This window comes from Lysinibacillus sp. FSL K6-4013 (assembly GCF_038630435.1).
Classification (GTDB): Bacteria; Bacillota; Bacilli; order Bacillales_A; family Planococcaceae; genus Lysinibacillus; species Lysinibacillus boronitolerans.
The window spans coordinates 2,069,654-2,089,989 of the sequence record NZ_CP152031.1; the positions used below are offsets into that span (position 1 = coordinate 2,069,654).

32 protein-coding genes and 1 CRISPR repeat array (1 of these 33 cut by a window edge) are annotated in these 20,336 nt (G+C 39.6%); of the genes, 21 read left to right on the plus strand and 11 right to left on the minus strand.

Annotated features, from left to right (window positions below):
- Positions 1-309: a CRISPR direct-repeat array (repeat unit 29 nt; unit sequence GTTTTACATTAACTATGTGGAATATAAAT) (it extends 3,029 nt beyond the left edge of the window).
- A gap of 214 nt (positions 310-523) precedes the next feature.
- The gene (locus tag MHB39_RS10040; RefSeq protein WP_258858804.1) at positions 524-2,065 is read left to right on the plus strand and encodes a right-handed parallel beta-helix repeat-containing protein; all 1,542 of its coding nucleotides are present in this window, start codon (positions 524-526) and stop codon (positions 2,063-2,065) included.
- A gap of 455 nt (positions 2,066-2,520) precedes the next feature.
- Complete coding sequence (locus tag MHB39_RS10045; protein ID WP_016993998.1) at positions 2,521-2,712, plus strand: hypothetical protein; 192 nt, start codon at positions 2,521-2,523, stop codon at positions 2,710-2,712.
- A gap of 64 nt (positions 2,713-2,776) precedes the next feature.
- Here the strand turns inward: MHB39_RS10045 and aac(6') are convergent, their stop codons facing one another.
- Entirely contained in the window at positions 2,777-3,211 is a 435-nt protein-coding gene (gene aac(6'), locus MHB39_RS10050) for an aminoglycoside 6'-N-acetyltransferase (RefSeq protein ID WP_342546549.1), read from the minus strand.
- Between the two features lie 125 nt (positions 3,212-3,336).
- Here aac(6') and MHB39_RS10055 point away from each other — a divergent pair, with 125 nt between their 5' ends.
- From MHB39_RS10055 to MHB39_RS10065, 3 genes are read left to right on the plus strand one after another with little or no spacing between them, the layout of a single operon-like run.
- On the plus strand, positions 3,337-3,933 hold the full coding sequence (locus tag MHB39_RS10055; protein WP_016993996.1) for a class I SAM-dependent methyltransferase: 597 nt from the start codon (positions 3,337-3,339) through the stop codon (positions 3,931-3,933).
- 27 nt (positions 3,934-3,960) lie between these two features.
- On the plus strand, positions 3,961-4,536 hold the full coding sequence (locus MHB39_RS10060) for a DNA-3-methyladenine glycosylase I (RefSeq protein WP_342546551.1): 576 nt from the start codon (positions 3,961-3,963) through the stop codon (positions 4,534-4,536).
- Positions 4,526-5,209, plus strand: a complete 684-nt coding sequence (locus MHB39_RS10065; protein WP_312126110.1) for a DUF1963 domain-containing protein — start codon at positions 4,526-4,528, stop codon at positions 5,207-5,209. Before MHB39_RS10060 ends, MHB39_RS10065 begins: the two co-directional genes overlap by 11 nt.
- Here MHB39_RS10065 and MHB39_RS10070 read toward each other — a convergent pair.
- Positions 5,206-5,511 (minus strand): transposase, encoded by a 306-nt coding sequence (locus MHB39_RS10070; protein ID WP_312126108.1) that lies wholly within the window; start codon positions 5,509-5,511, stop codon positions 5,206-5,208. The two genes, MHB39_RS10065 and MHB39_RS10070, sit on opposite strands and share 4 nt — an antisense overlap.
- Before the next feature lie 75 nt (positions 5,512-5,586).
- On the opposite strand from MHB39_RS10070, the gene MHB39_RS10075 reads away from it, so the two are divergent.
- Together MHB39_RS10075 and MHB39_RS10080 are read left to right on the plus strand one after the other, a co-directional pair.
- Positions 5,587-5,787: a hypothetical protein gene (locus MHB39_RS10075; protein ID WP_036081021.1), complete on the plus strand. Its 201-nt coding sequence runs from the start codon at positions 5,587-5,589 to the stop codon at positions 5,785-5,787.
- A 159-nt stretch (positions 5,788-5,946) separates the two neighbouring features.
- Positions 5,947-6,246, plus strand: coding sequence for a hypothetical protein (locus tag MHB39_RS10080; RefSeq protein ID WP_016993993.1), 300 nt, complete (start codon positions 5,947-5,949; stop codon positions 6,244-6,246).
- A gap of 115 nt (positions 6,247-6,361) precedes the next feature.
- On the opposite strand, the gene MHB39_RS10085 is transcribed toward MHB39_RS10080, so the two are convergent.
- Positions 6,362-6,592, minus strand: a complete 231-nt coding sequence (locus MHB39_RS10085; RefSeq protein ID WP_016993992.1) for a hypothetical protein — start codon at positions 6,590-6,592, stop codon at positions 6,362-6,364.
- A gap of 507 nt (positions 6,593-7,099) precedes the next feature.
- On the opposite strand from MHB39_RS10085, the gene MHB39_RS10090 reads away from it, so the two are divergent.
- The 7 genes from MHB39_RS10090 (at position 7,100) to MHB39_RS10120 (ending at position 10,826) form a co-directional block, all read left to right on the plus strand.
- The gene (locus tag MHB39_RS10090) at positions 7,100-7,486 is read left to right on the plus strand and encodes a hypothetical protein (protein WP_016993991.1); all 387 of its coding nucleotides are present in this window, start codon (positions 7,100-7,102) and stop codon (positions 7,484-7,486) included.
- A 76-nt stretch (positions 7,487-7,562) separates the two neighbouring features.
- A complete protein-coding gene (locus tag MHB39_RS10095; protein WP_016993990.1) occupies positions 7,563-8,183 on the plus strand; it encodes an SDR family oxidoreductase in 621 nt (206 codons plus the stop codon).
- A 15-nt stretch (positions 8,184-8,198) separates the two neighbouring features.
- Positions 8,199-8,375, plus strand: coding sequence for a hypothetical protein (locus tag MHB39_RS10100; protein ID WP_342546552.1), 177 nt, complete (start codon positions 8,199-8,201; stop codon positions 8,373-8,375).
- A 165-nt stretch (positions 8,376-8,540) separates the two neighbouring features.
- Positions 8,541-8,696 carry a hypothetical protein gene (locus tag MHB39_RS10105; RefSeq protein WP_016993988.1) on the plus strand — a complete coding sequence of 52 codons (156 nt, stop codon included), beginning with the start codon at positions 8,541-8,543 and terminating at the stop codon, positions 8,694-8,696.
- A 556-nt stretch (positions 8,697-9,252) separates the two neighbouring features.
- Positions 9,253-9,582 carry a hypothetical protein gene (locus tag MHB39_RS10110; RefSeq protein WP_342546553.1) on the plus strand — a complete coding sequence of 110 codons (330 nt, stop codon included), beginning with the start codon at positions 9,253-9,255 and terminating at the stop codon, positions 9,580-9,582.
- Positions 9,566-10,204 (plus strand): O-methyltransferase, encoded by a 639-nt coding sequence (locus tag MHB39_RS10115; protein WP_342546554.1) that lies wholly within the window; start codon positions 9,566-9,568, stop codon positions 10,202-10,204. The genes MHB39_RS10110 and MHB39_RS10115 overlap by 17 nt, the downstream gene beginning before the upstream one ends.
- 64 nt (positions 10,205-10,268) lie before the next feature.
- Positions 10,269-10,826 carry an isochorismatase family protein gene (locus MHB39_RS10120; RefSeq protein WP_036081009.1) on the plus strand — a complete coding sequence of 186 codons (558 nt, stop codon included), beginning with the start codon at positions 10,269-10,271 and terminating at the stop codon, positions 10,824-10,826.
- A gap of 37 nt (positions 10,827-10,863) precedes the next feature.
- On the opposite strand, the gene MHB39_RS10125 is transcribed toward MHB39_RS10120, so the two are convergent.
- Together MHB39_RS10125 and MHB39_RS10130 are read right to left on the minus strand one after the other, a co-directional pair.
- Entirely contained in the window at positions 10,864-11,076 is a 213-nt protein-coding gene (locus MHB39_RS10125) for a hypothetical protein (protein ID WP_016993983.1), read from the minus strand.
- A 5-nt stretch (positions 11,077-11,081) separates the two neighbouring features.
- Positions 11,082-11,429, minus strand: a complete 348-nt coding sequence (locus tag MHB39_RS10130; RefSeq protein WP_342546555.1) for a hypothetical protein — start codon at positions 11,427-11,429, stop codon at positions 11,082-11,084.
- A 297-nt stretch (positions 11,430-11,726) separates the two neighbouring features.
- On the opposite strand from MHB39_RS10130, the gene MHB39_RS10135 reads away from it, so the two are divergent.
- Complete coding sequence (locus tag MHB39_RS10135) at positions 11,727-12,608, plus strand: AraC family transcriptional regulator (protein ID WP_342546556.1); 882 nt, start codon at positions 11,727-11,729, stop codon at positions 12,606-12,608.
- Between the two features lie 11 nt (positions 12,609-12,619).
- On the opposite strand, the gene csaA is transcribed toward MHB39_RS10135, so the two are convergent.
- The 3 genes from csaA to MHB39_RS10150 all read right to left on the minus strand — a co-directional run bounded on the left by csaA (position 12,620) and on the right by MHB39_RS10150 (position 13,637).
- On the minus strand, positions 12,620-12,952 hold the full coding sequence (gene csaA / locus MHB39_RS10140) for a chaperone CsaA (RefSeq protein ID WP_258858797.1): 333 nt from the start codon (positions 12,950-12,952) through the stop codon (positions 12,620-12,622).
- 89 nt (positions 12,953-13,041) lie between these two features.
- Positions 13,042-13,218 (minus strand): hypothetical protein, encoded by a 177-nt coding sequence (locus MHB39_RS10145; RefSeq protein WP_004228639.1) that lies wholly within the window; start codon positions 13,216-13,218, stop codon positions 13,042-13,044.
- 77 nt (positions 13,219-13,295) lie between these two features.
- Entirely contained in the window at positions 13,296-13,637 is a 342-nt protein-coding gene (locus MHB39_RS10150; RefSeq protein WP_342546557.1) for a hypothetical protein, read from the minus strand.
- A gap of 116 nt (positions 13,638-13,753) precedes the next feature.
- Here MHB39_RS10150 and MHB39_RS10155 point away from each other — a divergent pair, with 116 nt between their 5' ends.
- The 4 genes from MHB39_RS10155 to MHB39_RS10170 all read left to right on the plus strand — a co-directional run bounded on the left by MHB39_RS10155 (position 13,754) and on the right by MHB39_RS10170 (position 16,530).
- Positions 13,754-14,038, plus strand: coding sequence for a DUF5316 domain-containing protein (locus tag MHB39_RS10155; protein WP_342546559.1), 285 nt, complete (start codon positions 13,754-13,756; stop codon positions 14,036-14,038).
- 630 nt (positions 14,039-14,668) lie between these two features.
- Entirely contained in the window at positions 14,669-14,977 is a 309-nt protein-coding gene (locus MHB39_RS10160; protein ID WP_004228634.1) for a hypothetical protein, read from the plus strand.
- Positions 14,978-15,083: 106 nt separating this feature from the next.
- The gene (locus MHB39_RS10165; protein ID WP_016993978.1) at positions 15,084-15,503 is read left to right on the plus strand and encodes a hypothetical protein; all 420 of its coding nucleotides are present in this window, start codon (positions 15,084-15,086) and stop codon (positions 15,501-15,503) included.
- A 214-nt stretch (positions 15,504-15,717) separates the two neighbouring features.
- A complete protein-coding gene (locus MHB39_RS10170; protein ID WP_333006664.1) occupies positions 15,718-16,530 on the plus strand; it encodes a DnaD domain protein in 813 nt (270 codons plus the stop codon).
- Here the strand turns inward: MHB39_RS10170 and MHB39_RS10175 are convergent.
- Positions 16,516-17,436 (minus strand): aminoglycoside phosphotransferase family protein, encoded by a 921-nt coding sequence (locus MHB39_RS10175; RefSeq protein WP_312126090.1) that lies wholly within the window; start codon positions 17,434-17,436, stop codon positions 16,516-16,518. The two genes, MHB39_RS10170 and MHB39_RS10175, sit on opposite strands and share 15 nt — an antisense overlap.
- A gap of 369 nt (positions 17,437-17,805) precedes the next feature.
- Here MHB39_RS10175 and MHB39_RS10180 point away from each other — a divergent pair, with 369 nt between their 5' ends.
- Both MHB39_RS10180 and MHB39_RS10185 read left to right on the plus strand, forming a co-directional pair.
- Positions 17,806-18,582, plus strand: a complete 777-nt coding sequence (locus tag MHB39_RS10180; protein ID WP_016995468.1) for an N-acetylmuramoyl-L-alanine amidase — start codon at positions 17,806-17,808, stop codon at positions 18,580-18,582.
- A gap of 107 nt (positions 18,583-18,689) precedes the next feature.
- Complete coding sequence (locus MHB39_RS10185; protein ID WP_036080983.1) at positions 18,690-18,968, plus strand: hypothetical protein; 279 nt, start codon at positions 18,690-18,692, stop codon at positions 18,966-18,968.
- 50 nt (positions 18,969-19,018) lie between these two features.
- Here MHB39_RS10185 and MHB39_RS10190 read toward each other — a convergent pair whose 3' ends face one another.
- Together MHB39_RS10190 and MHB39_RS10195 are read right to left on the minus strand one after the other, a co-directional pair.
- Complete coding sequence (locus MHB39_RS10190) at positions 19,019-19,627, minus strand: copper amine oxidase N-terminal domain-containing protein (protein ID WP_342546564.1); 609 nt, start codon at positions 19,625-19,627, stop codon at positions 19,019-19,021.
- A gap of 143 nt (positions 19,628-19,770) precedes the next feature.
- Positions 19,771-20,262 carry a DUF2975 domain-containing protein gene (locus tag MHB39_RS10195; RefSeq protein WP_258858791.1) on the minus strand — a complete coding sequence of 164 codons (492 nt, stop codon included), beginning with the start codon at positions 20,260-20,262 and terminating at the stop codon, positions 19,771-19,773.
- Positions 20,263-20,336 lie beyond the last annotated feature (74 nt).

The window sequence follows — 20,336 nt, forward strand, 5'->3', positions numbered from 1 at the left end:
AGCAGGCCCGCTGATCCGTTTTACATTAACTATGTGGAATATAAATTGATACCATCAATTTCAGCCTGTTGCACATCTTTTATGTTTTACATTAACTATGTGGAATATAAATTTTAATATCTCGATATTGGTTGGTAGTTGTGAATTCGTTTTACATTAACTATGTGGAATATAAATCTCTTCGTGTTTTTGAAATTCCTGGTTAACGACAATCGTTTTACATTAACTATGTGGAATATAAATTTTTGGAGTCCTGCTGTAGATGCTGGCAAGGATTATTGTTTTACATTAACTATGTGGAATATAAATAGACTCTAAAACCCCGATACCAACCAAAAAAACGAACAGCGTACCCTTAACCGCTGTTCATTTTTATTGCCTAAAACCATGCCACTTTCATGAAACCGTCAAACATTCCAAATAAACGTCTGCATATTCCAGCATTTTTACACAAAATTGAATAAGCACAAGCATGTTCGGTATATAAATAGGGTACGAACATTTTTTGGTTAGGAGTGTGTAAATGGCTGTACTTGTGGTGAAGAGGAGTATTATGCATCGTTATCAAAGTATCGGGCAGGCGATTGAAGAGGCGGCGCCTGGGGATATGATTGAAATTCGGGATGGGATTTATGAGGAAAGCTTGGATATTGCCAAGCGGCTGACGTTGTATGGGGTTGGCAATGTGACCATCAAGGGTGGCGTTTTTATTCGTTATCAAACACATGTGGCGATGCGTAATTTACGGTTTCGGCAAGGTCAGGGGCTGTATGTGAAAGGAGATTTACAGCTAGAGAATTGTGTCATTGAGGAGCAATTGATTCGAACACAGATGATGGTGAGCTATGGTAGTCTGCTGATGAAAAATTGTGCAGTGCTTGCGACACCGTTGAATCATTTTGGTTTGCGAGTGGCGAATGGGTCCAGTGTTATTCTAGTCGATACAACATTTGAGCATCATGTGAAAGCGCAGATTATTGCTCAAAACTGTGAGCTGAGCTTGACGAATTGTATGCTGCTGGAAGGGAAGAAGCATGGTGTTTTTGCGATTCGTCATGTCAAGCTGACAATGGAGGACTGTGAAATTCATGGGCATGACAAGGCACAAGTAATAGCTGCGTCAAGTGAGATTGCGATGACCAATTGTTTAGTTCATCAAGGGCAAGGGGTAGGTATTCAATTGTTTGACAGCACGACTTTCAGAATGGATGGCTGTGAAATAAAAGAGCATCTCGATACAAATATGGTGGTTCATCGCAGTGAGCTAATGGTAGCTGATTCTATTTTTTCAGATGGTCAAAGTCATGGGTTGTATCTTGGCGAAAAAACGATAGCCAAGTTCTATGATTGCCAAGTTTCTCGACATGTCAAGGCGCAGGTGTTGATAGAAAATAGCAAGGTGGAGCTTCATACATGTCATGTTCGAAATGGTATGGCCGTAGGGCTTACCATTGTAGATGAAGCAGATGTTTCGGTGAACCAATGTAAAATTCAAAACCACCAGCAATTTCATATTATTGTCGATGCTAGTGGCTTAAAGCTACATCAATCAATTATTCAATTTGGGCAATCAGGTGGTGTTTATGGTAACGACCATGCCAAAATCATGATGCATCAGACAACGATTCGAGAGCTGCAAAGCCATCATGTCTATATCAACAATGCCCGATTATTTACACAGTATTGCACGTTTGAACAAATGGAAGGAAACGGAATTACTTGCATTGATGCGATTTTTGAAGTAGCTAATAGCTATTTTAAAGATGGGCAAGAAAGCTCTTATGCCATGATCTGGTCAGATCAATCAATGGGCCGTATTGAAAATTGTAGGGTGGATGAGGCAGCTAGACCGTTTTTAGCACTGTCCAATAAATCCTTATTGGAAATGCGCCATACGGATATAGCTGCAGTAAAGGCTCCAGCGGTGATACAGGAAAACAGCCAATTATTTGTGCAAGGGCATGTGCAGTCAGCGACATGGCAGAAGGATACAGCATCAAAGGTTTCTCAAATAGAGGACATGCAAATAGAAATAGTGAAACATGATATTAAAAAAATAATATAAAAGCCGATTATACAAATAAGACAAGTAGTTTCAATTTTGAAATTACTTTTTTTATGGATTCGTATATTGAGGTTTTATGCATGTGGAAAATGGGAAAAGGGAAATGTTTGCGCTATAAATTCATTTTAATTTGTATAAAAAAACTCTATAATTCGACAAAATGCAAGAATATTTTTATAATGGTATAGATGTCTTGTTGCAATTAATGCAATATTTTGAAATATTCCATAGGAAAACTTATACAATCTTTGTATAAGTTATAACAATCATAATAAAGTTTTTTCTTAATGCAAAAAAAATATTAAATAAATGTGGATAATAGATTGATTATTTTCCATGTTTTAACCTATAATTAGCAAAAATGGTTCATTAAACACGATAAATATTCGATAATTATGAAATGGGAATAATGATTTTACAATAATAAATAGAGAGAGTATTGGGGTGATATGAGTATGTTTGGGCTGACAAAAGAAGAAATTATGTTAATGCTAGAGGAGATTGAATTAGCAGAGAAGCAAAAGAATTTGATTGCTGATATCATTCATCTAAACAATATGCGAATCGAACAACAACTCGCATTAATGATCCATTTAATCATAGATGAGCGCGAACGAAATATTTCCAACAATACATATCTAAACTAAAAAAATGTTGAAAAATCACAGGTGCTATTGTTTGCAACGCCTGTGATTTTTTTGTTAGCCATTTTTATAATTTTTTTGTGAAGCAAATGATGCGATTGGCTTCTGTAAAACCGAGCTGAAGATGAACCCTTAGACTTTCTTCATTGTCCCATTCACAGTCACTGGCAAACTCTAGACAGCCCCTAAGCTTTGCCCATTGTTCACATTGCTCCACAAGTTGTCTTGCACAGCCCTGCTGGCGATATTCCTCCATCACGAAAAGGCCTTCTAAATAGCCGACTGGACTCGAGTCGGTGCCTTCTACATAATCCGTTCGCAACTGACATTGGGCAAATCCAACTGCTCTGTCATCGTCATAGGCAAGGAAAATAGCTGCGTTTTCTTCCTTTAGCAGCTGTGTCATCTCTTCTGTAAATTCTTCTAGTGTATGATTGGGCCAGAGCTGTAAGGCTAATGAGGCTGCAGCATGAGCGTCCTTCTGTGTTGCTTGTTGAATCATAAAATCTTCCTCCTTTGTAAAAAATGAAACAAATCGTTTTGAAGCACGTACAAACTAGTAAGCGTTTTAATTTTAAAGATCTATTTTCTATTTTATCATTCGTACTTGAAGGGGGGAATCCAATCATGTCACTCTTACAAACGTTAATTGAACAAGCGAAAAAGCCAAATGGATGGATTGGCTCAACGATGCTACGGATCATGAATTTCGCCCATCGTGGTATGAATGCATGGTTCATCAGGCAAGGAGCTATCAATGATGGTGATCGTGTGTTAGACATCGGTTGTGGTGGTGGGAAAACGCTCCAAATTTTATCCAAATTGAATCCAAATGGTATAATCTATGGGATAGATTTTTCCGCACAGGCAGTGAAGGAATCGATCAAATTGAATGAAGCAAGTGTTACCAGTGGTAGTGTCATTGTGAAAGAGGCAAGCGTTTCAAACATTCCATACGATGATCAGTTTTTTGATGCAATTACAGCCTTTCAAACGCATTATTTTTGGCCATCCTTGGAGCAGGATGTAGCGGAGGTTTGGCGAGTTCTGAAAAACGGAGGGAAATTTATTATTATAGCAGAGCTCTACAAAATGAACTATCATATGAAAGCCTATCAAACACCTGAGGCGACGAAGCAATTATTAGAACAAATTGGATTTCAAACCGTGTATGTCACGGAAAAATCAAGTAAAGGTTGGCTTTGCATTACAGCTATTAAGTAAGAGATACATAAAATGGAGGGTTTAGAAATGAAAAGATGTGATTGGGTTAAGCTAGATGAGCCTTTGTATGTGGAATACCATGACAAGGAGTGGGGTGTACCGGTCTATGATGATCAGCATTTATTCGAGATGCTTTGCTTGGAGGGGGCACAGGCTGGCTTGAGCTGGTGGACGATTCTCCAAAAGCGTGAAGGCTATCGTGAGGCATTTGATCAATTCGATGTGGAAAAAATTATCCATTATACAGCGGACAAGCTAGAGGAATTACAGCAAGACACACGGATTGTACGCAATAAATTAAAAATAGCTAGCGTGGTGACAAATGCTAAAGCATATCTCCAAATACAGGAAAAGCATGGCTCATTCTCACATTATCTTTGGAGCTTTGTAGATCATAAACCACTTATTAATGAGTGGGCTTCCATTAAAGAGGTGCCTGTGACGACGGAAATTAGTGATCGTATGAGCAAGCAATTGAAGAAGGATGGCTTTAAATTTATTGGTAGTACCATTTGCTATTCCTTTATGCAGGCAGTGGGGATAGTAAACGATCATATAACGGATTGCTGCTGTCGCCAGAAGGAGCTAGCAGATGGCAATTGAACAAATACGGGCTCAACTAACTAAGCAGGCCACAATTTTTCAAACAGGTGGTATTCGACCCACACATGATTTATTGGAAAGCTGGATTGGCTATGTCGGCTGGTCCTTACCAGAGGAGCAGCCACCGTCTGGCTATCAGCCGCTCGCTACGTTCTTTCTACAAGCCCTATCCTATGTACCGACGGCATTACAGCCTTTTCAATTAATCACAGTCTTTGTCGATGAACGTCTATTGGATCACCTCATGGAGGATGATCTTAGTTCTTATTTTGAGATTAGAACGTACACCACTTTGGAAGGCTTAGTAGAGCGTGAATGGCAGCATGAGCAAATGCGCGCGTTTCCACTCATACCCCAGTATATCTCGAATGACTATCCAACATGGGATGGGGGCGGTATTCCAGCTCAATTGGAGGAAGAGATTTTGATGTTGGAGCATGAAGAGCAAATCGAATATTTTGAGGATATCGTTGAAGACCTTTTTCCGCTCCATAAAATCGGTGGCTATCCAAGCTTTTGTCAAAGTGGCGTTGATTTTGGGGACGATGCACCATTTGTCTTCCAAATTGCCTCGGATGCAAAAGCGCGTTTGAACATTGTAGATCATGGCAATTTTTATTTTTTCTACAATCTAACAACACAGACGTGGCACGTTTATTGTGATTTCTACTAAAGGTAGGAGGGCTTGTCTCTATCATCAATTGTTTGAATAATTAAGCGGTAAATCAAATATAAGCCGAGATATGCTCCTGTAATCAGAAATACAGGGTTTAAGAAAACGGCATGAATCATTGTCATAAAGACCGCATCCTCAAGAATAATGTTCGTTATAGATGTAGCGGCAATCGTGCTAAACAGGATCGCAGCAATGACGCCTAGTATGTTGAAAAGAAGGCGAAAGCTAGCCCATTTGTGCTGAAGATACACCATAAGGCTGGGGATGCCAATCGTGGCAGCCAGCATGAAAACTGTCATAACATCACATCCTTTCTTTCAGATTGCCCTTGTCCGTTTATGAATAAACATAGAAAACGATAGGAGGGAAACCTATTGCGATGGCAAGAAGGAGCGTTAAAAAGAACAAGGAAGGTGAAAAAAGTGGAGCATAAAACGGTAGTCAAAAATGGCATTGGTTTTGGATCGGTTTTAGCGATTACGATTTCATGGAGTGTGCATCACTCCATCATTTGGGCAATCATCCATGGCTGTTTTAGCTGGCTGTATGTTATTTACTACGCCATCATGCGCTAAGCTTGTAGGTCAGCCTATCAACTAAGATGTTGTTTGAATAAAAATAACATTGGGTACATAAAAACAAAGCGTTCATAATTTTTAATGAGCAAGCATAAATAACAAAGTGCTCTTTTTTCAAAGTACGAATTGTATGAACGTAGAAGAAAGGTTGATAGAATGACACATCAAGTAACGGCTTTAAGTAATGTAAATGGTAATGCTACAGGAGTGGAAAGTATATTACAAAATGTAGCATTTATTTTATCGACGTTTACGATTCCTTGTCCGCTTCGAGAATATGTGACAAGGTCTGATATTCGTAAACCCTTCCAGCGTATGAAGAAAATAAACACAAAACGTCTCATTGAATGTATCCAACGTTTTGAGCCACGAGCTGTCGTAGTGGATGTTGATTATCTTGGCGATGTGAATATAGGGAAATTAGAGCCCATTGTCAAAGTCATTGTCAATGAATAGTGGAAAAAATATAAATTCTGCCAGGGATATTCACAAACCTGGCAGAAGATCAAATGTGCTTATAATGGTAGGTTTTATGGTATACGAATTGGTGTCAAAAAGGATAGTGGAACATTTACGCCCTTCTAATGGCAATAATTTGCTGGCAATCAATGATAAGTGGTGTTGCTGCAGCATCTACCTCTAAGAATGTAGCACAGCAAGTTTTAGGATCTAAGCTGATGAAGAAAATTCCTGCAAAGCTACCGCCACCTGCTAAAATAACATCTACCAAAGTGCCAGGAGATAAGCATCTTAATAGATGACAAATACAGCCTTTACACTTGTGATCCTTGGAATAATCCATCTCGTAGTGGCACTCTTCCTCCTCTTTTTTGCAAGAGCAAGAATCCTCCTTTTCCCATTTACAATGGTCATCCTTATGCTTGCATTTACATTGCTCATGTTTATGTTCCCATTGACAATGTTCATGCTCATGCTTGTGTTTGCATTTGCAACCCTCTTGTTTGTGCTCACATTTTTTTTCTAAATGACAATAGCATTTTACATATTGTTCACAGCACTTTTCTTTTTTATGATTCCAATTCATATATTGACTAAATCTACTATCTTGCATCTTTTAATCTCCCTTTTTGTTAGTTTTTTAGTAATGGTAGCGCTAACCTTTACATTTCTAATCTATGAAGCCACAAACAAAACTTCTTGGTAATTTGCCCTCTGTACAAGAAGAAAATTATTTTTTTAAAATTAAATAGAGAAATAGCCATACATAGCTGTGAGAATAATAACAATTTCAGGGCAATAGATTGCTAGACTTCCGCCTGTAAATTTCATGGAGAAATGGAGCGAGTGTATGAAAAGCGTCCTGCAATTCTTCTTTTTATTCATGTGCTTACTGGTTGTGATTTCATTGTGGATGGTACAAAGGGAGCCTTCAGCTATAGCCCCGAGCACCGAAAGAGCGACGCCCTATGCAGAGGAGCTTGGCGAAAAATTACAAGCTACGAATTTTACAAAACAAGTGTTACAGGCCATACGGGCGGCAGGCTACTCGCCTGATAGTACAGTCGGTTATCTAATAGACTCTCCAGCGCACCAAGTCATCACTATTCAATTACACGATGGGGAAGAAATTGACGTAAGTACAGAAAGTGAAATTCAATCGATTATCGATGAGCTAGCCGAAAAGAATAATTTGCATTTATTTATGGTCAATGTTCAGCTACTAGAGCATGAATAGAGGGAGAGGCACCGTGATCGGTGTCTTTTTTTCATATAAAGGGAATTGTAATATAATGATAAAAGAGGTGAGAGAAATGAAAATATTAATATTAGGCGCGAGTGGACGTGTTGGCAGCCATTTGGTAGAACGAGCAATAAAGGATCAGCATGAGGTCACGCTATTGGTCCGTAATCCTGATAAATTACCGCAACAGCATCAACAGCTGTGTGTAATGAAAGGCGATGTGTTAAACAAGCAAGATATCGAGCAAGCAATGCATCATGTGGATGTGGTGGTGAGTGCATTAAATACAGATGGAGGCACTACATTATCGGCTAGCTTACCATTGATTCTTGAAGCGATGACAAAGCATCAGGTGACAAGAATCATTACGATTGGAACAGCAGGGATCTTACAAAGTCGTGTAACACCGACTCTTCTTCGCTACCAATCGACTGAATCGAAACGAAAATCGACCTTTGCTGCACAGGAGCACCAACGTGTATTCGAACAATTACAGCAATCTGCTATGGATTGGACGATTGTTTGTCCTACCTATTTACCAGACGGGGCTTGGACAGGAAACTACCGCGTTGAACGCAACTTCTTGCCGGAGGGAGGCAGCCAAATTTCCGTAGCGGATACAGCAGATTTTGCCTACCAACAAATCTTCAGTGAGGAATTTTTGAGAACACGCGTCGGACTTGCCTACTAGAAAAGGGGAGATACGGTGAAATATATTCATGCCATCATCGGGATGGTGATCATTGTCGTAGGATATGCCTTTCTCAGTACAACCATAGAGGAGGCGCCTGTTAGAAATGTGATGCTGAAAGTCTATGGGGCTATCATTGTTTCCATCGGGCTTTTCTACCTCAAAAAAATTGCGAAATTTGGTAAGCAATAATCACTTTTACACAAGGATAGTCTAAATGGACTTATCGTTTTACCTTTTTTTATCCTAAATCGTCCAAATGATAGCTATTTTAGTGAAAAAATATACTGTTATTTTCCTTTTTATAGAAGGTTTGCTATACTTTATGTCGAATATATCTATTGAAGAGGTGATTGTATGGACAAGGAGATATCAAATAACTATCAATATCCTAAACACCTAACAAGCCTTGATGGAATCGAAACGACAGAATTATATGTCATCAAGATAACAAAGGAACAAGTGGATAGGTTGATTGAGGATATCGATCAAACATTAAAGACGTCGACATGACGTCTTTTTTCATGCCAAAAAAGGCCACCTTCCAAGGGGAAAGTGACCTCAAAACAGGAGAGCTGTGGAAAGGCTAGCTAACAACACTACTATTTATATGTAAAAGTAGTGTTGTTAGCTAGCCATTTGCCTGAAAGATAGATGAAATTTACTCGATCTTCTAGCATGACATTTACCGCAGTTCACCATCCATATATGTACTACCTCAGTTCTTCAGACATGAAAAGGAGTAATTCAAAGCCAAATAATCGCGTATGATAGTGGGCTGTCCGCCATTTTCGAGACATAGCTTACTGGCAATTTTAATTTCCTTCTGATTATAGTGAGATTGTGCCCCAATCAAAAATATGCCTGACAGTATCAATAATGTCCCGATGCCTAACACATATTTTATAACCCTTTTCACTTGTCTTACCTCCATTTCGATGCATCTACCCTATTGTCTAACATATGTTGGAGCATGAAAGCATTATGTTTAATTGACAACTTGTATACGTTTGTATACAATGTGTTTAAATTAATGTATACAAACGTATACAAAAGGAGTGTTTTTGAAATGAGAGGATCTGGATTTAGAGAGCATATGAGAGAGGGACACCACCGTGGAGGACGCCACAGAGGCATGGAAGGCGCACCACAGCGAGGAGCAAAAACGTTCCGCCGCGGCAAAGCGATTTCATTTTTAGAGATGCTGCATGTGAAGCGAGCTACCATTAAACAGCAATTAGAACAGCCAGAGTTTCAATCCATTCAGCAAATTTTAGTAGGTGAATTAAAAGCCATCGATCTGGTTATTCAAGAATTTAGTCAGTTGTTTGATATTCAAGAAGATGAAACCAACGACAGTCTACAAGAGGAAGATAACGCACATGAAACAAATAAATAACTATATGGATGAGGTATTTTATCAGTATGATGTCACATTAGAGGATGTCCTGTCCTCTATTGCCGAAAATGGTATGCCTGCTATTTCTGTGTCTCGATCATCAGGAAAGCTGTTGACGATGCTTGCGTCGATGACTGGGGCTAAGGCTATTTTAGAAATTGGCGCTCTTGGCGGCTATAGTGGTATTTGTCTGGCGAGAGGAATGGAAAAGAAGGGCACATTGACGTCCCTGGAGTTAGAGGAAAAATATGCACAACTGGCTGCCAACAATCTTGCGAAGGCAGGCTTTGCCGAGCAAGTTACGTATATGACAGGTCCTGCATTGGAAAGCCTTGAAAAGCTTGTAGCAGAAGGACAGCGTTTTGATTTCTTCTTCATTGATGCAGATAAGGATAACTATGAAAATTATTTAGCCTATTGTATTCAGCTAGCAAGCCCTGGTGCATTCATTGTGACAGATAATGTCCTAGCGGGAGGCAGTGTAGCAGACCCCAAGGCAGCACCCAAGCGTTATACAGCCATCATGAAAAAATTCAATGTTACAGTGGCTAATCATCCCCAACTGGAATCGGTTCTTTTACCAATTGGGGATGGCATGACGGTTTCAAAAGTTAAAAAATAATGCATATCAGACAATAACGATTAATGGTAAAATATTGTTAGCAAACGATAAGGGAGAGATGCTTTTGAAGCAAGCACTAGTGATCATTGATGCACAGCAAGAATTAATCGAGGGGAATCAGGATGAACAAGCCGTCTATCGCAAGGATGAATTGCTTAAAACAATCAATGCCGTTATTCAAAAAGCTACTGAGGCAGAGGCACATATTATCTTTGTGCGTGATCGGGATGTAGCTGGTGGAGAAGGGAAAGGCTTTCAGGTACATCAAGCGATCCAAGGACCTACTACCGCTGTTTATTTTGATAAACTGGCTACGAACGCTTTTTATAAGACAGGCTTACTCGATTATTTACAGGCCAATGAGGTAGAGCATTTGGTGATGATGGGCTGCAAAACCGAGCATTGCGTGGATACAGCAGTTAGAGCAGCAACTATTCAGGGCTTTGATGTCACATTGGTGGGAGATGGCCATTCAACAAATGGTTCCCAATACTTATCACCAGAAGATACAGTTGCACACCATAACGACATCCTGCATGGCCATTATAATGTGGATCATTTCTCACTTGTGCGAAACGCCGATGAAGCATTATTTGAACCAACACATCATAGTTATCGCTAATTATAAAATGACCAAGAATCTAGGTTCTTGGTCATTTTTACATATAGAAATGATTGAGCATCCAACCTATAACCGTACTTACGATACCAACTCCTATCAAGACTAGCCCATGGGTTGGTGCTTGATAATCCTTTTTAAGTACGATGCCCATGCAGATCGCCATCAGCCCACAAAATGCTTGGAATAGGAGAAGGGCAGCTACCACATTGACCCAACCGATGATTAAAAGTAATCGCTTACTATTGACCATTTATTTTATTGTCCTCCTTCATCTTTTCTTTGAAAATAAAGTATCATACCTAACACGCCTAGTAGTAGGGTTGAAAAAATAATAGACATTATCGCTTGATAGACAATGGCAGTTATAGCCAAAAACAGTAAAATAATCAGTATGATGAGTCGCAGTAGGAATTTTGTTTTTTTACGAATAGCGAAAAAGTCCTGTAGAATAATGAGTAAAAAGCTCACCCCAAATAGGAGAGCATATTCAAGAATGATGAGAGGATGCACATTCTGTACACCCTCACCTTGTAAGTATTTTAAAATAATTATAGGAAGGAGTATGTATTTTAAATACTTGTACCACTGGAAAAGACGATCCATGTTGCTGCCTCCAGCTCAATAGACTATTTTTACAAATATTGTAACGGAAATTATGATGCGACACAATGATCTTTTATTTTCATAGGGCCACTGTGCGAGCAGTGACCCTAAGTATCAAGTCAGGAGGTGTAAGGCTAAAATTAGCTTTACACTATTATATGTATGTGAAAGTAGCTTCAAAAACTAGTTATCTGCCTGTTCGATAGATTATTTTTTGGAAGGCGACTAAATGGGGCACCAATTGTCGGATGGAGGGCTACTATTCCTGCTAAAGTAAAGATAAGGAAGGTGATAGAAGTGGATTCTTTAACAAGGTTGAATGAGGCGATTGCATATATCGAGGCCAATCTAACGGAGGAAATTGATGTGCAAGAGGCTGCGAGATTAGCTTATTGCTCGAAATATCATTTTAAACGTATGTTTTCCTTTCTAGCAGGCATTCCGCTGTCCGAGTATATTCGTCGCAGGCGTCTGACGCTTGCTGCACTGGAACTATCAGATTCATCTATGAGAATTCTCGATATCGCGATTCGTTATGGCTACCGCTCTGCAGATGCATTTTCAAGAGCCTTTCAGCAAATGCATGGCATCACACCATCAGAGGCGAGGCAAAATGGTCAGCACCTAAAAGCTTTTCCACGAATGACCTTCCAACTTACCATACAAGGAGGTTGTGAAATGAATTACCGACTCGAACAAAAAGAAGCGTTTCACATCGTTGGTCTTATGAAAAGAGTACCCATCGTTTTTCAAGGAGAAAATCAAGCGATAACTGAAATGGCACGTTCATTAACAATGGAGGATATTGGGCACCTAAAAAAGCTATCGAATGTAGAACCAACAGGAATCATCCAAGCCTCCACTCACTTTTCCGAGGGCAGAATGGAGGAAAAGGGCGAGCTTGATCATTATATCGGCGTAGCCACAACCGAAACGTCTGCCCATTTTTCACAGCTGGATGTACCCGCTTGTACATGGGCTGTCTTTGAAGCGGTTGGACCATTCCCCCAAACACTGCAGGAAACATGGGCCCGCATTTATGCGGAGTGGTTCCCATCATCTGGCTATGAACAGGTTGCAGGTCCAGAAATTGTGCGCCATTCAAGCACGGATTTTTCCTCACCAACCTTTACAAGTGAAATCTGGATACCGCTTCAGAAAAAGAAGCCTCTTGCGTAATGCGAGAGGCTTTACTGTATTTTCGTTCCATTGGGCAGCTGCTGATCGGGCGTTAACAGAATTACATCGCCCTCCACAGGTACACCCCCAATGACTAGTACCTCTGACTTAAAACCCGCAACGCGACGTGGTGGGAAATTAACAATCGCCACTACTTGCTTCCCAATAATGACTTCAGGTGTATAACGCTTCGTAATTTGTGCGGAAGACTGTTTAGTGCCCAGCTCTTCACCAAAATCAATTTTCATTTTAATCGCAGGAACCCGAGCCTTTGGTAGTTCCTCCGCCTCTAGTACCGTGCCGATTCGTATATCAAGTGCTATAAAATCTTCTATTGTCGCCATCACTGTACTCCTTAAGCTTTTATGACAATGTTAGCATTTAATAGAAAAAAATACAAAAAAAGAAGAGCACATTGCGTGCCCTTCTCTTGTTAACGACGATGCTCTACCAGGTCAATCGCGCCTAACACAATGTGCGCTAAGCCAAAGCCAAAAATCGTATTGGCCACCATTTTGTTAGAACCATGTTTTTGCTTCATTGCATAGCCTGCCGCCGTAACAGCTGACCCGAGTATAGTGGGGATTAAACCTTCACGAATTCCATTCATAAATTGATCCCTCCGTCGTATGATTCGGCGTGAGTTTCACACCATACTTACTATGAACGTTTGGCGAGGATACTATACTAGGCATCAACCGTATCAATCATAAAAGCGGTGATCTCTGTTTGATCTGCATTTGTATAGGCCTTACAAAAAAGAACCACAGCACTTTCTTCATCATCAAACCATAAATAGCGAATTTCTGTTATAAAGCAACTTTGGTCATCCATTTCATACACATCAATATCTACGGAAGCTTCATCCAGTGGCCATGTTAAGATACCTTGCAAGGCGAAAACCTCCTGTAGAAAAATAGCAGTATCCTCTGTTAATATCTTCTCTTGTTGAAGTTTCTCATATCTATTATGTACCAAATCATCTAAGGTCATTTTCGTTAATGCTCTTATTTTGTCTTTCATTTGCATAGCCTCCCTCCACCTAGTTATTTTACTGGAAAAGGAAAAATTTTGTATAGGTAAATAGGGGTTTATTGAAACGAAAAAGAGCGGTTAGCCGTATAATAAACTAAGGGGGGCTGAAAATGAAGTATATAGGCATTGGCACCATGTTGTCCATTCTAGGTGTTATAGGCTCCATTCTCATATGGGGTAAAGAGGAAGCCCATTTGATTTCAGGGCTACTCGGTGGAATTTTCCTCATTTCTGCCATGTTAATGTCAGGAGCCATGGCAAGCGGCGATAGAATGCGCGCCAATTTCGCAACAGAAACAAATGAAGACAGAAACGAACGCAATCTCCTCATGAATAACGCGTTACTATTAGCAATACCAAACATTATTGTAGCAATCTTTGCGTATTATTTATGAAGGTAATGGCAGCCATTAATCAGCATAAGCGATGTATCCGTCAGATATAGAATTCTATCCATCAAAATGAGCGATGTATCCGCCAGATTAGACATTGTATCCGTCAAAAATAGCATTCTATCCATCGATTTGAAAGAGCAATCTAATCTAAGCGTTTCTATCCATTAAAATGAGCGATGTATCCGTCAGATTAGATATTGTATCCGTCAAAATGAGCATTCTATCCATCGATTTGAAAGAGCAATCCAATCTAAGCATTTCTATCCATCAAAATGAGCATTGTATCCGTCAGATTAGACATTGTATCCTTCAAAATAAGCATTCTATCCACTGATTTGAAAGAGCAATCCGATCTAAGCGTTTGTATCCATCAAAATGAGCGATGTATCCGTCAAATAAGACATTGTATCCGTCAGATTAGATATTTTATCCGTCAAAATAAGCATTCTATCCACTGATTTGAAAGAGCAATCCAATCTAAACGTTTCTACCCATCATCCACCACATTTTACAGGCTATCCACCAAGCGTTACATATAAAAATCATAAAAGGTGTCACATCTACCCTAGGTGTGGCTTTTTTTGTTGCATTTAATAGAAGGGAGTACATTTGCAATAGAGAGGTGGTACTATGCAATTAACAGATGGTACACAGATATTTGACACGGATATCATTGATGAGGCTGCTAAAAAGAGGGAGCGTGATGAGCAGGAGCGGGAGATGCTCAACGCCTTTGCCCGCTATGCTTACCTACGATATAAGCAAATACGAGACAAAGTAAATCCACGGAAATGCAAATATATGTATATTCATCAGGTACGCCAGCAATTAGCATTGCCTGCTAGACTACAACGTGTTTGCAAGCTGTTAACGATGACAGAAGAAGAAGTTCTCTACATTGTAGAATTTGTGCGGAAGTACTTGAAATACGTTAAATAAGCCTCATCTTCATAGATGGGGTTTTTTTACATAACTTCTAGGGAGAATTGTTTCTCAACACCCGCTCCATATAGTATGATGAACGTGTATAAAGGAGTGAGCATAGTTGAGATTGATTAAATTTTTAGTGGTAATTGTTATATTCGTTGGTGTAGTAGGGTATGGTGTGCTACATTTCGGCACAAAATTTGCCTCTGAAAAAATTGTAGATACCTTGTCGACAGAATTGGAAAATAGCGGACAAAAGGAAGAAATCAAAAATACCATTGAAAATGACCCACAATTAAAAGCCTATATGGAAGAGGCGAAAACGGTCGATAGCAGTACATTGCCGTTTACGACAAAAGAAGAGGCAACGAAAGTCTTAATTCAAAAAGTGGGCATTACAGATTTGAACGACATTCGTGTGAAATTGCAGGATGGCTCGATGACGCAGGAAGAAGCTCTGCAAATGGTGGAGGGCAAATTATCTGATGAAGAGATTGCCGCTTTAAAAGTCATCGTCTATAAAGAGCTTTATAAATAAAACAGCAGAAGCAATTGTTTGCTTCTGCTTGCATTACCATTACAGATCATGATTATATTTCTATCTAAATTTTGTAGGAATTCGCTAAAAAATTCTTTTCACCTGCTGAAAAGGGCATGCTTCATGGCATGTTCTTTTTTTTCTTTTTATGTCCCTTTTTTAAAAATTTTCTTTATATAGTTAGAAAGGACATTAGATGGAAAGAGGGATCATCATGATTTATCGAGTAGCCAAAAAGGAGAATTTTGTTGTTTTGGATAAAGCATTTTTAAATGATGAGCAATTAAGCTGGAAAGCAAAGGGGCTGCTTGCCTATATGCTGTCTTTACCAGATGATTGGTCATTTAGTCTTGCAGATTTAGCAATACGTAGTAAATGTGGACGGGAAGCGACAGCCAAAATTTTGGACGAACTCATAGAGGCGGGCTATCTTCAAAAAGTGCAGGAACGAGGAAAAGACGGCAAATTCGGTAGGGTAGAATTTTTCGTCTATGAAGCATCAAAACGTGCTGCTATACCGTCAACGGGAAATTCGTCAACGGTCGTACCATCGACGGAAAAGCCCACACTACTAAATAATAATTTACTAAATAATCAATTACTAAAAGATAATGATGATAAGGAGTCTACTAGCACTGCCTACCACTTTTATGCACAACAAGGCTTTGGCACACTAACAGCCTACATTGCTAGTAAAATTCGTCATTGGCTCACTATTTTCTCAGAGGACATGGTCATCTATGCGATGAAGCTAGCGGTGGAGCATAATGTTTTACGCTGGCGGTATGTAGAGAGCATCTTACAAAATTGGTGCGATCAGAACATAAAGAGCCTTGCAGATATTGCTATCGAGCAGCAGCGTTTTCAAGCCCGCAAGCAGCAAGCGTCACCACCTTCTAAAGCCAGACGACTGGAAATCATTCCGAAGTGGTTGCAGCAACGTGGTGAGGAGGAACCAAAATCTCAGCCAACAATTGATTTTGCAGCAGAGCGGCAAAAAATATTAGCCCTCTTACGGAGTGAATAAATTCTTCGCATACCATGAAGGTTTAATCGATGAAAAGTCATCATGATCCTGTAAAATCATGTGAATTCTTTCCAACGCATCATCAAAGGAGCGTGGATCATAGTGACGAGTCCAAACAATGGTTGAAAAGACAGTCATGGCTGCATAGAGAGCATATAACCGCCAAAACAGATCGTCTGGTGCAGATGAAAAATAGCCATCAATCTGCCCAATACAAAAGGGGATACTTTGTCGTCTACTAAACAAGGCAAGATTATAAAAGTCATGATAAGGATCACCCACATCATAGCCATTAAAATCAATCACCCCATTGTAAGTATGTCCCTTACAAATAATGTGACCGAGATGGAAATCATCATGAAGCAGGGTGATGGGGCGTTGCTTTAACAGTGGTAAGTTTGCATGAATAAAGCGCAATAGTTTAGCCTCTTGTGGCAGTTGATAGGCATCTTGTTGGTATGCCTTCAAATAGGTAGAAAACTTTTTGAGCTGCGTTGTCTCCCAATGAATTTTTTGTGGAGGGCTCACTTGATGTATTTTTCTCAATTCCTTTCCCGCCGCAAGACCGAGGTGGTATTGCTCAGAGTCAGAAAGTTCCTGAATGATTTCATCGGCAGGCGAGCCTTCTAAAAAGCTAACGACCATTGCGGAGACGTTGGCTTCCTGAAACAAGGTATAGTCAACTGCTTTATGTGTTCTTACACCCTGGTTTGCTAACCCTTGGAGCAAGGAAAACTCTACTGCACGTTTGTCATGATGTGCTAGAGCTGACAGGCGCACCAAATAGCGCGTTTCACCAACTGTTACGACATACTTGCTATCAGGTGAATAGCCTTTGTTCATTTTCACTAGCTGTGTAAAGCCATGTAAGCTTGGTAATTCACGAATAATCTCTAGTGCCTGCACACTTTCTTTCCTCGCTTTCAATATTTTAGAAGATCTAAAATACTATAGGTAACAATACTTTGTCAATGCTTGGAATCGAGAAAAGAGGTTATAAAATCATAATGAAAAAATAGTAAAAGAGCACAACTAACTAGAAAACACTTTTGTGTGAGCATTTACTAATAGTAAGTGGATGTCTTTGTGACATTCACACTTCATAGCTTCGAGGAAAGAGAGGTGAAACGATCGCAGTAGCCTTAAGCACGAACAGAAGCTGATAAGCCTCGAAAGGAACCTCAAATCATCTGTTGTTTACCCTAAAAAAACCTAAAGAAGAAAAGAATAACATAGCGTCAGTCGCTAAAAAATAATAGGAAAGGACGGTGCAACATGAGTTATGTTATTGAAAAACAGATCATGTCAGGGCTACCAAATCAGGAACTCACGGCAGTAAAATACGTTGTAGCGCATGAATCAGGTAATGGCAGCAATACAGGTCCAAATGCATTGGAAAACGAAATTGCCTACATGAATCGAAATAAAGCCAATGCCTTTGTCTCTCACTGGGTAGGCGGTGGTGGAAGAATCGTACAAGTAGCCCCAGTCAATCGCGTGCAATATGGCTGTGGACCAAAGGGAAATCCGTATAGCTATGCCCAGGTGGAATTGGCAAGGACGGCTGATAAGGAACAATTTAAAAAGGACTATGCGGCTTATATTTGGCTGTTACGTAAGCTTGCTATAGAGGCAGGGATTCCCGCTGTTTTAGATGGTAGCGGCAACGGCATTAAGTCACATCGATGGATTGCGGAAAATCTAGGAGGCACTTCGCACAAAGATCCTTTTGACTATTTAAAAAGTATGGGGATTACAGAAGCACAGTTCCAGCAAGATATTAAAAATGGGCTTGAGGAGGGATTAACAGTGTCACAATATAATGAGCTAAAACAAGAAATAGAGACGTTGAAAAGCTTACTAGCTGAAAAAGCTAGTTTACAAACAAGCAGAGAAGTGGGAGCAGCCCATAAAGAGGCTTGGGAATGGGCTATTAGCGAAGGCATTATCCGAGGCGATGGAAGTAAGAACATGAATCCAGCAGGCGCCTTAACAAGAGAGCAAATGGCGACTATGCTGAAACGCTATTACGACAAATTTATAGCCAACTAATTGTGCAGGATAAAGCTCCTATGTCATCATGAGCTTTATCCTTTTTCGTTGAATAAAGGTTTTTTCAAACTTTTGTCGAATGTAGTAGAAGAGAGGAGGGGTTTTTGATGTTAACCAAAATAAGAAAAGTAAAGTTTGAACAGGAAAGAAAAAATCCATTATACCAGGTGGTGATGGAATGTCCAGATGGTAAGCAACTCTATGTAAAATTTGATTATACGTATAAAACAAAAAATTTCTGGCCATTAGAAGTAAATTATAATAAAAAGAACTATGGCGCTAAACTAGCATGGTATACAAATGAAGTCGAGAATATGACCGTGGCATTATTTCTAGAAACGATTGCTGGTAAAATCAACAAGAAGTATGATTTTAACTTTAAGTAACAATAAAAAAAGCAGCACCTTGTAGGAGCATACTGCTTAAGGCTTGTCCATTATTTAGTTGAGATATAAACAACAAGTGCTGCCTCATCAAATGTTACATTTGCGCCAAGTGCTTGACTGACAAAGCGTAAAGGCACCATTGTTGTACCTTGATATATTTCAGCAGGATGGCTGAGTGTGATCGTTGATGCAGAACCGTTTGTATCAACATAAGCCGTTTTATTCCCCACACCAATCACAATTTTTTTACTGTCCTTTGTTGCCGTTACTTTTTTCGTTGCATTATCATAGCTAACCGTTGCCCCTAGAGATTCAAAAATCGCCTTCATCGGCACTAAGGTTGTGCCATTTTTCATATAAGCGCCAGGCGTATAATTTTGCTTCACGTCATTTAAATAGACAGCAACCTTTGTTAATACAGGTGCTACAGTTGCTTTAGGTGTTGGCGCAGAATAACTTTGACCGCCTGAAGAAGACCCTGCATTATTGCCACCATTGCCATTATGATAATGATAGCCTGAACAAAGCCCTTTAGCCTTTGATTTGTCAGAACAATTGTGACCACCATTGCTATCTAAACGCCCTGGATGTGCGCTCGCAATAGAGGCTGTGGTGAAAAATAATGTAAGCATTGCTATCAATAAAACCAATTTCTTCATATAAATCCTCCTATTCTTAAAATATGTAATTATTATACTGTTAAAAAGAGAATTATGACATGTTTTTATAGGAAATTAGTTTTAGCGGATATTTTTGATACAAAAAAAGGCGCTAACCGTCCAGATTGGTTAGTGCCATTTTGTTATACCGTTAATTGATTTTCGCTTTGGAGATCAATGGCCTTTTGGAGCAGTCGATGCAGAACGGCTGCAAAGGTTGCAATCGTACTGGTTACAAAGATGCTGATGAGTGTCAGCGCAATAATTCCTGTAATATCTTCCTTGCCAGTAAACATCATCATAATTGTTGCAATGCCTAGCACAAGGCCGAGCAAAATAGTGAGAGCACAATTTTTGATCGTTCTCAAAGCCCGTACAGATGATTTGGAGAACGCTTTATGCTGGTCGATGTTCGTTAAGAGGCGATAAGCTTGATACAATGCAGCATAATAGGGAATGCATAGAACATACACATAGATTAAAAAAAGATAGGACAAATAGGACGATTCTGGATGTGCGGCAGCATCCCGGCTGGCCATCTCAGGTAGCCAAAACAGACCTAAAGCTAAAACTGGTATACCAAGCAGAATAATGACGCTCTTTAGGAAAATGGTTGACCCCTTTTTATGTTTCATTTAAAAACACCTCACTGGTAGTAGTATATTGATTTTAAAATAAAATTTATCGTTTTTCAATAAAAATATATTAT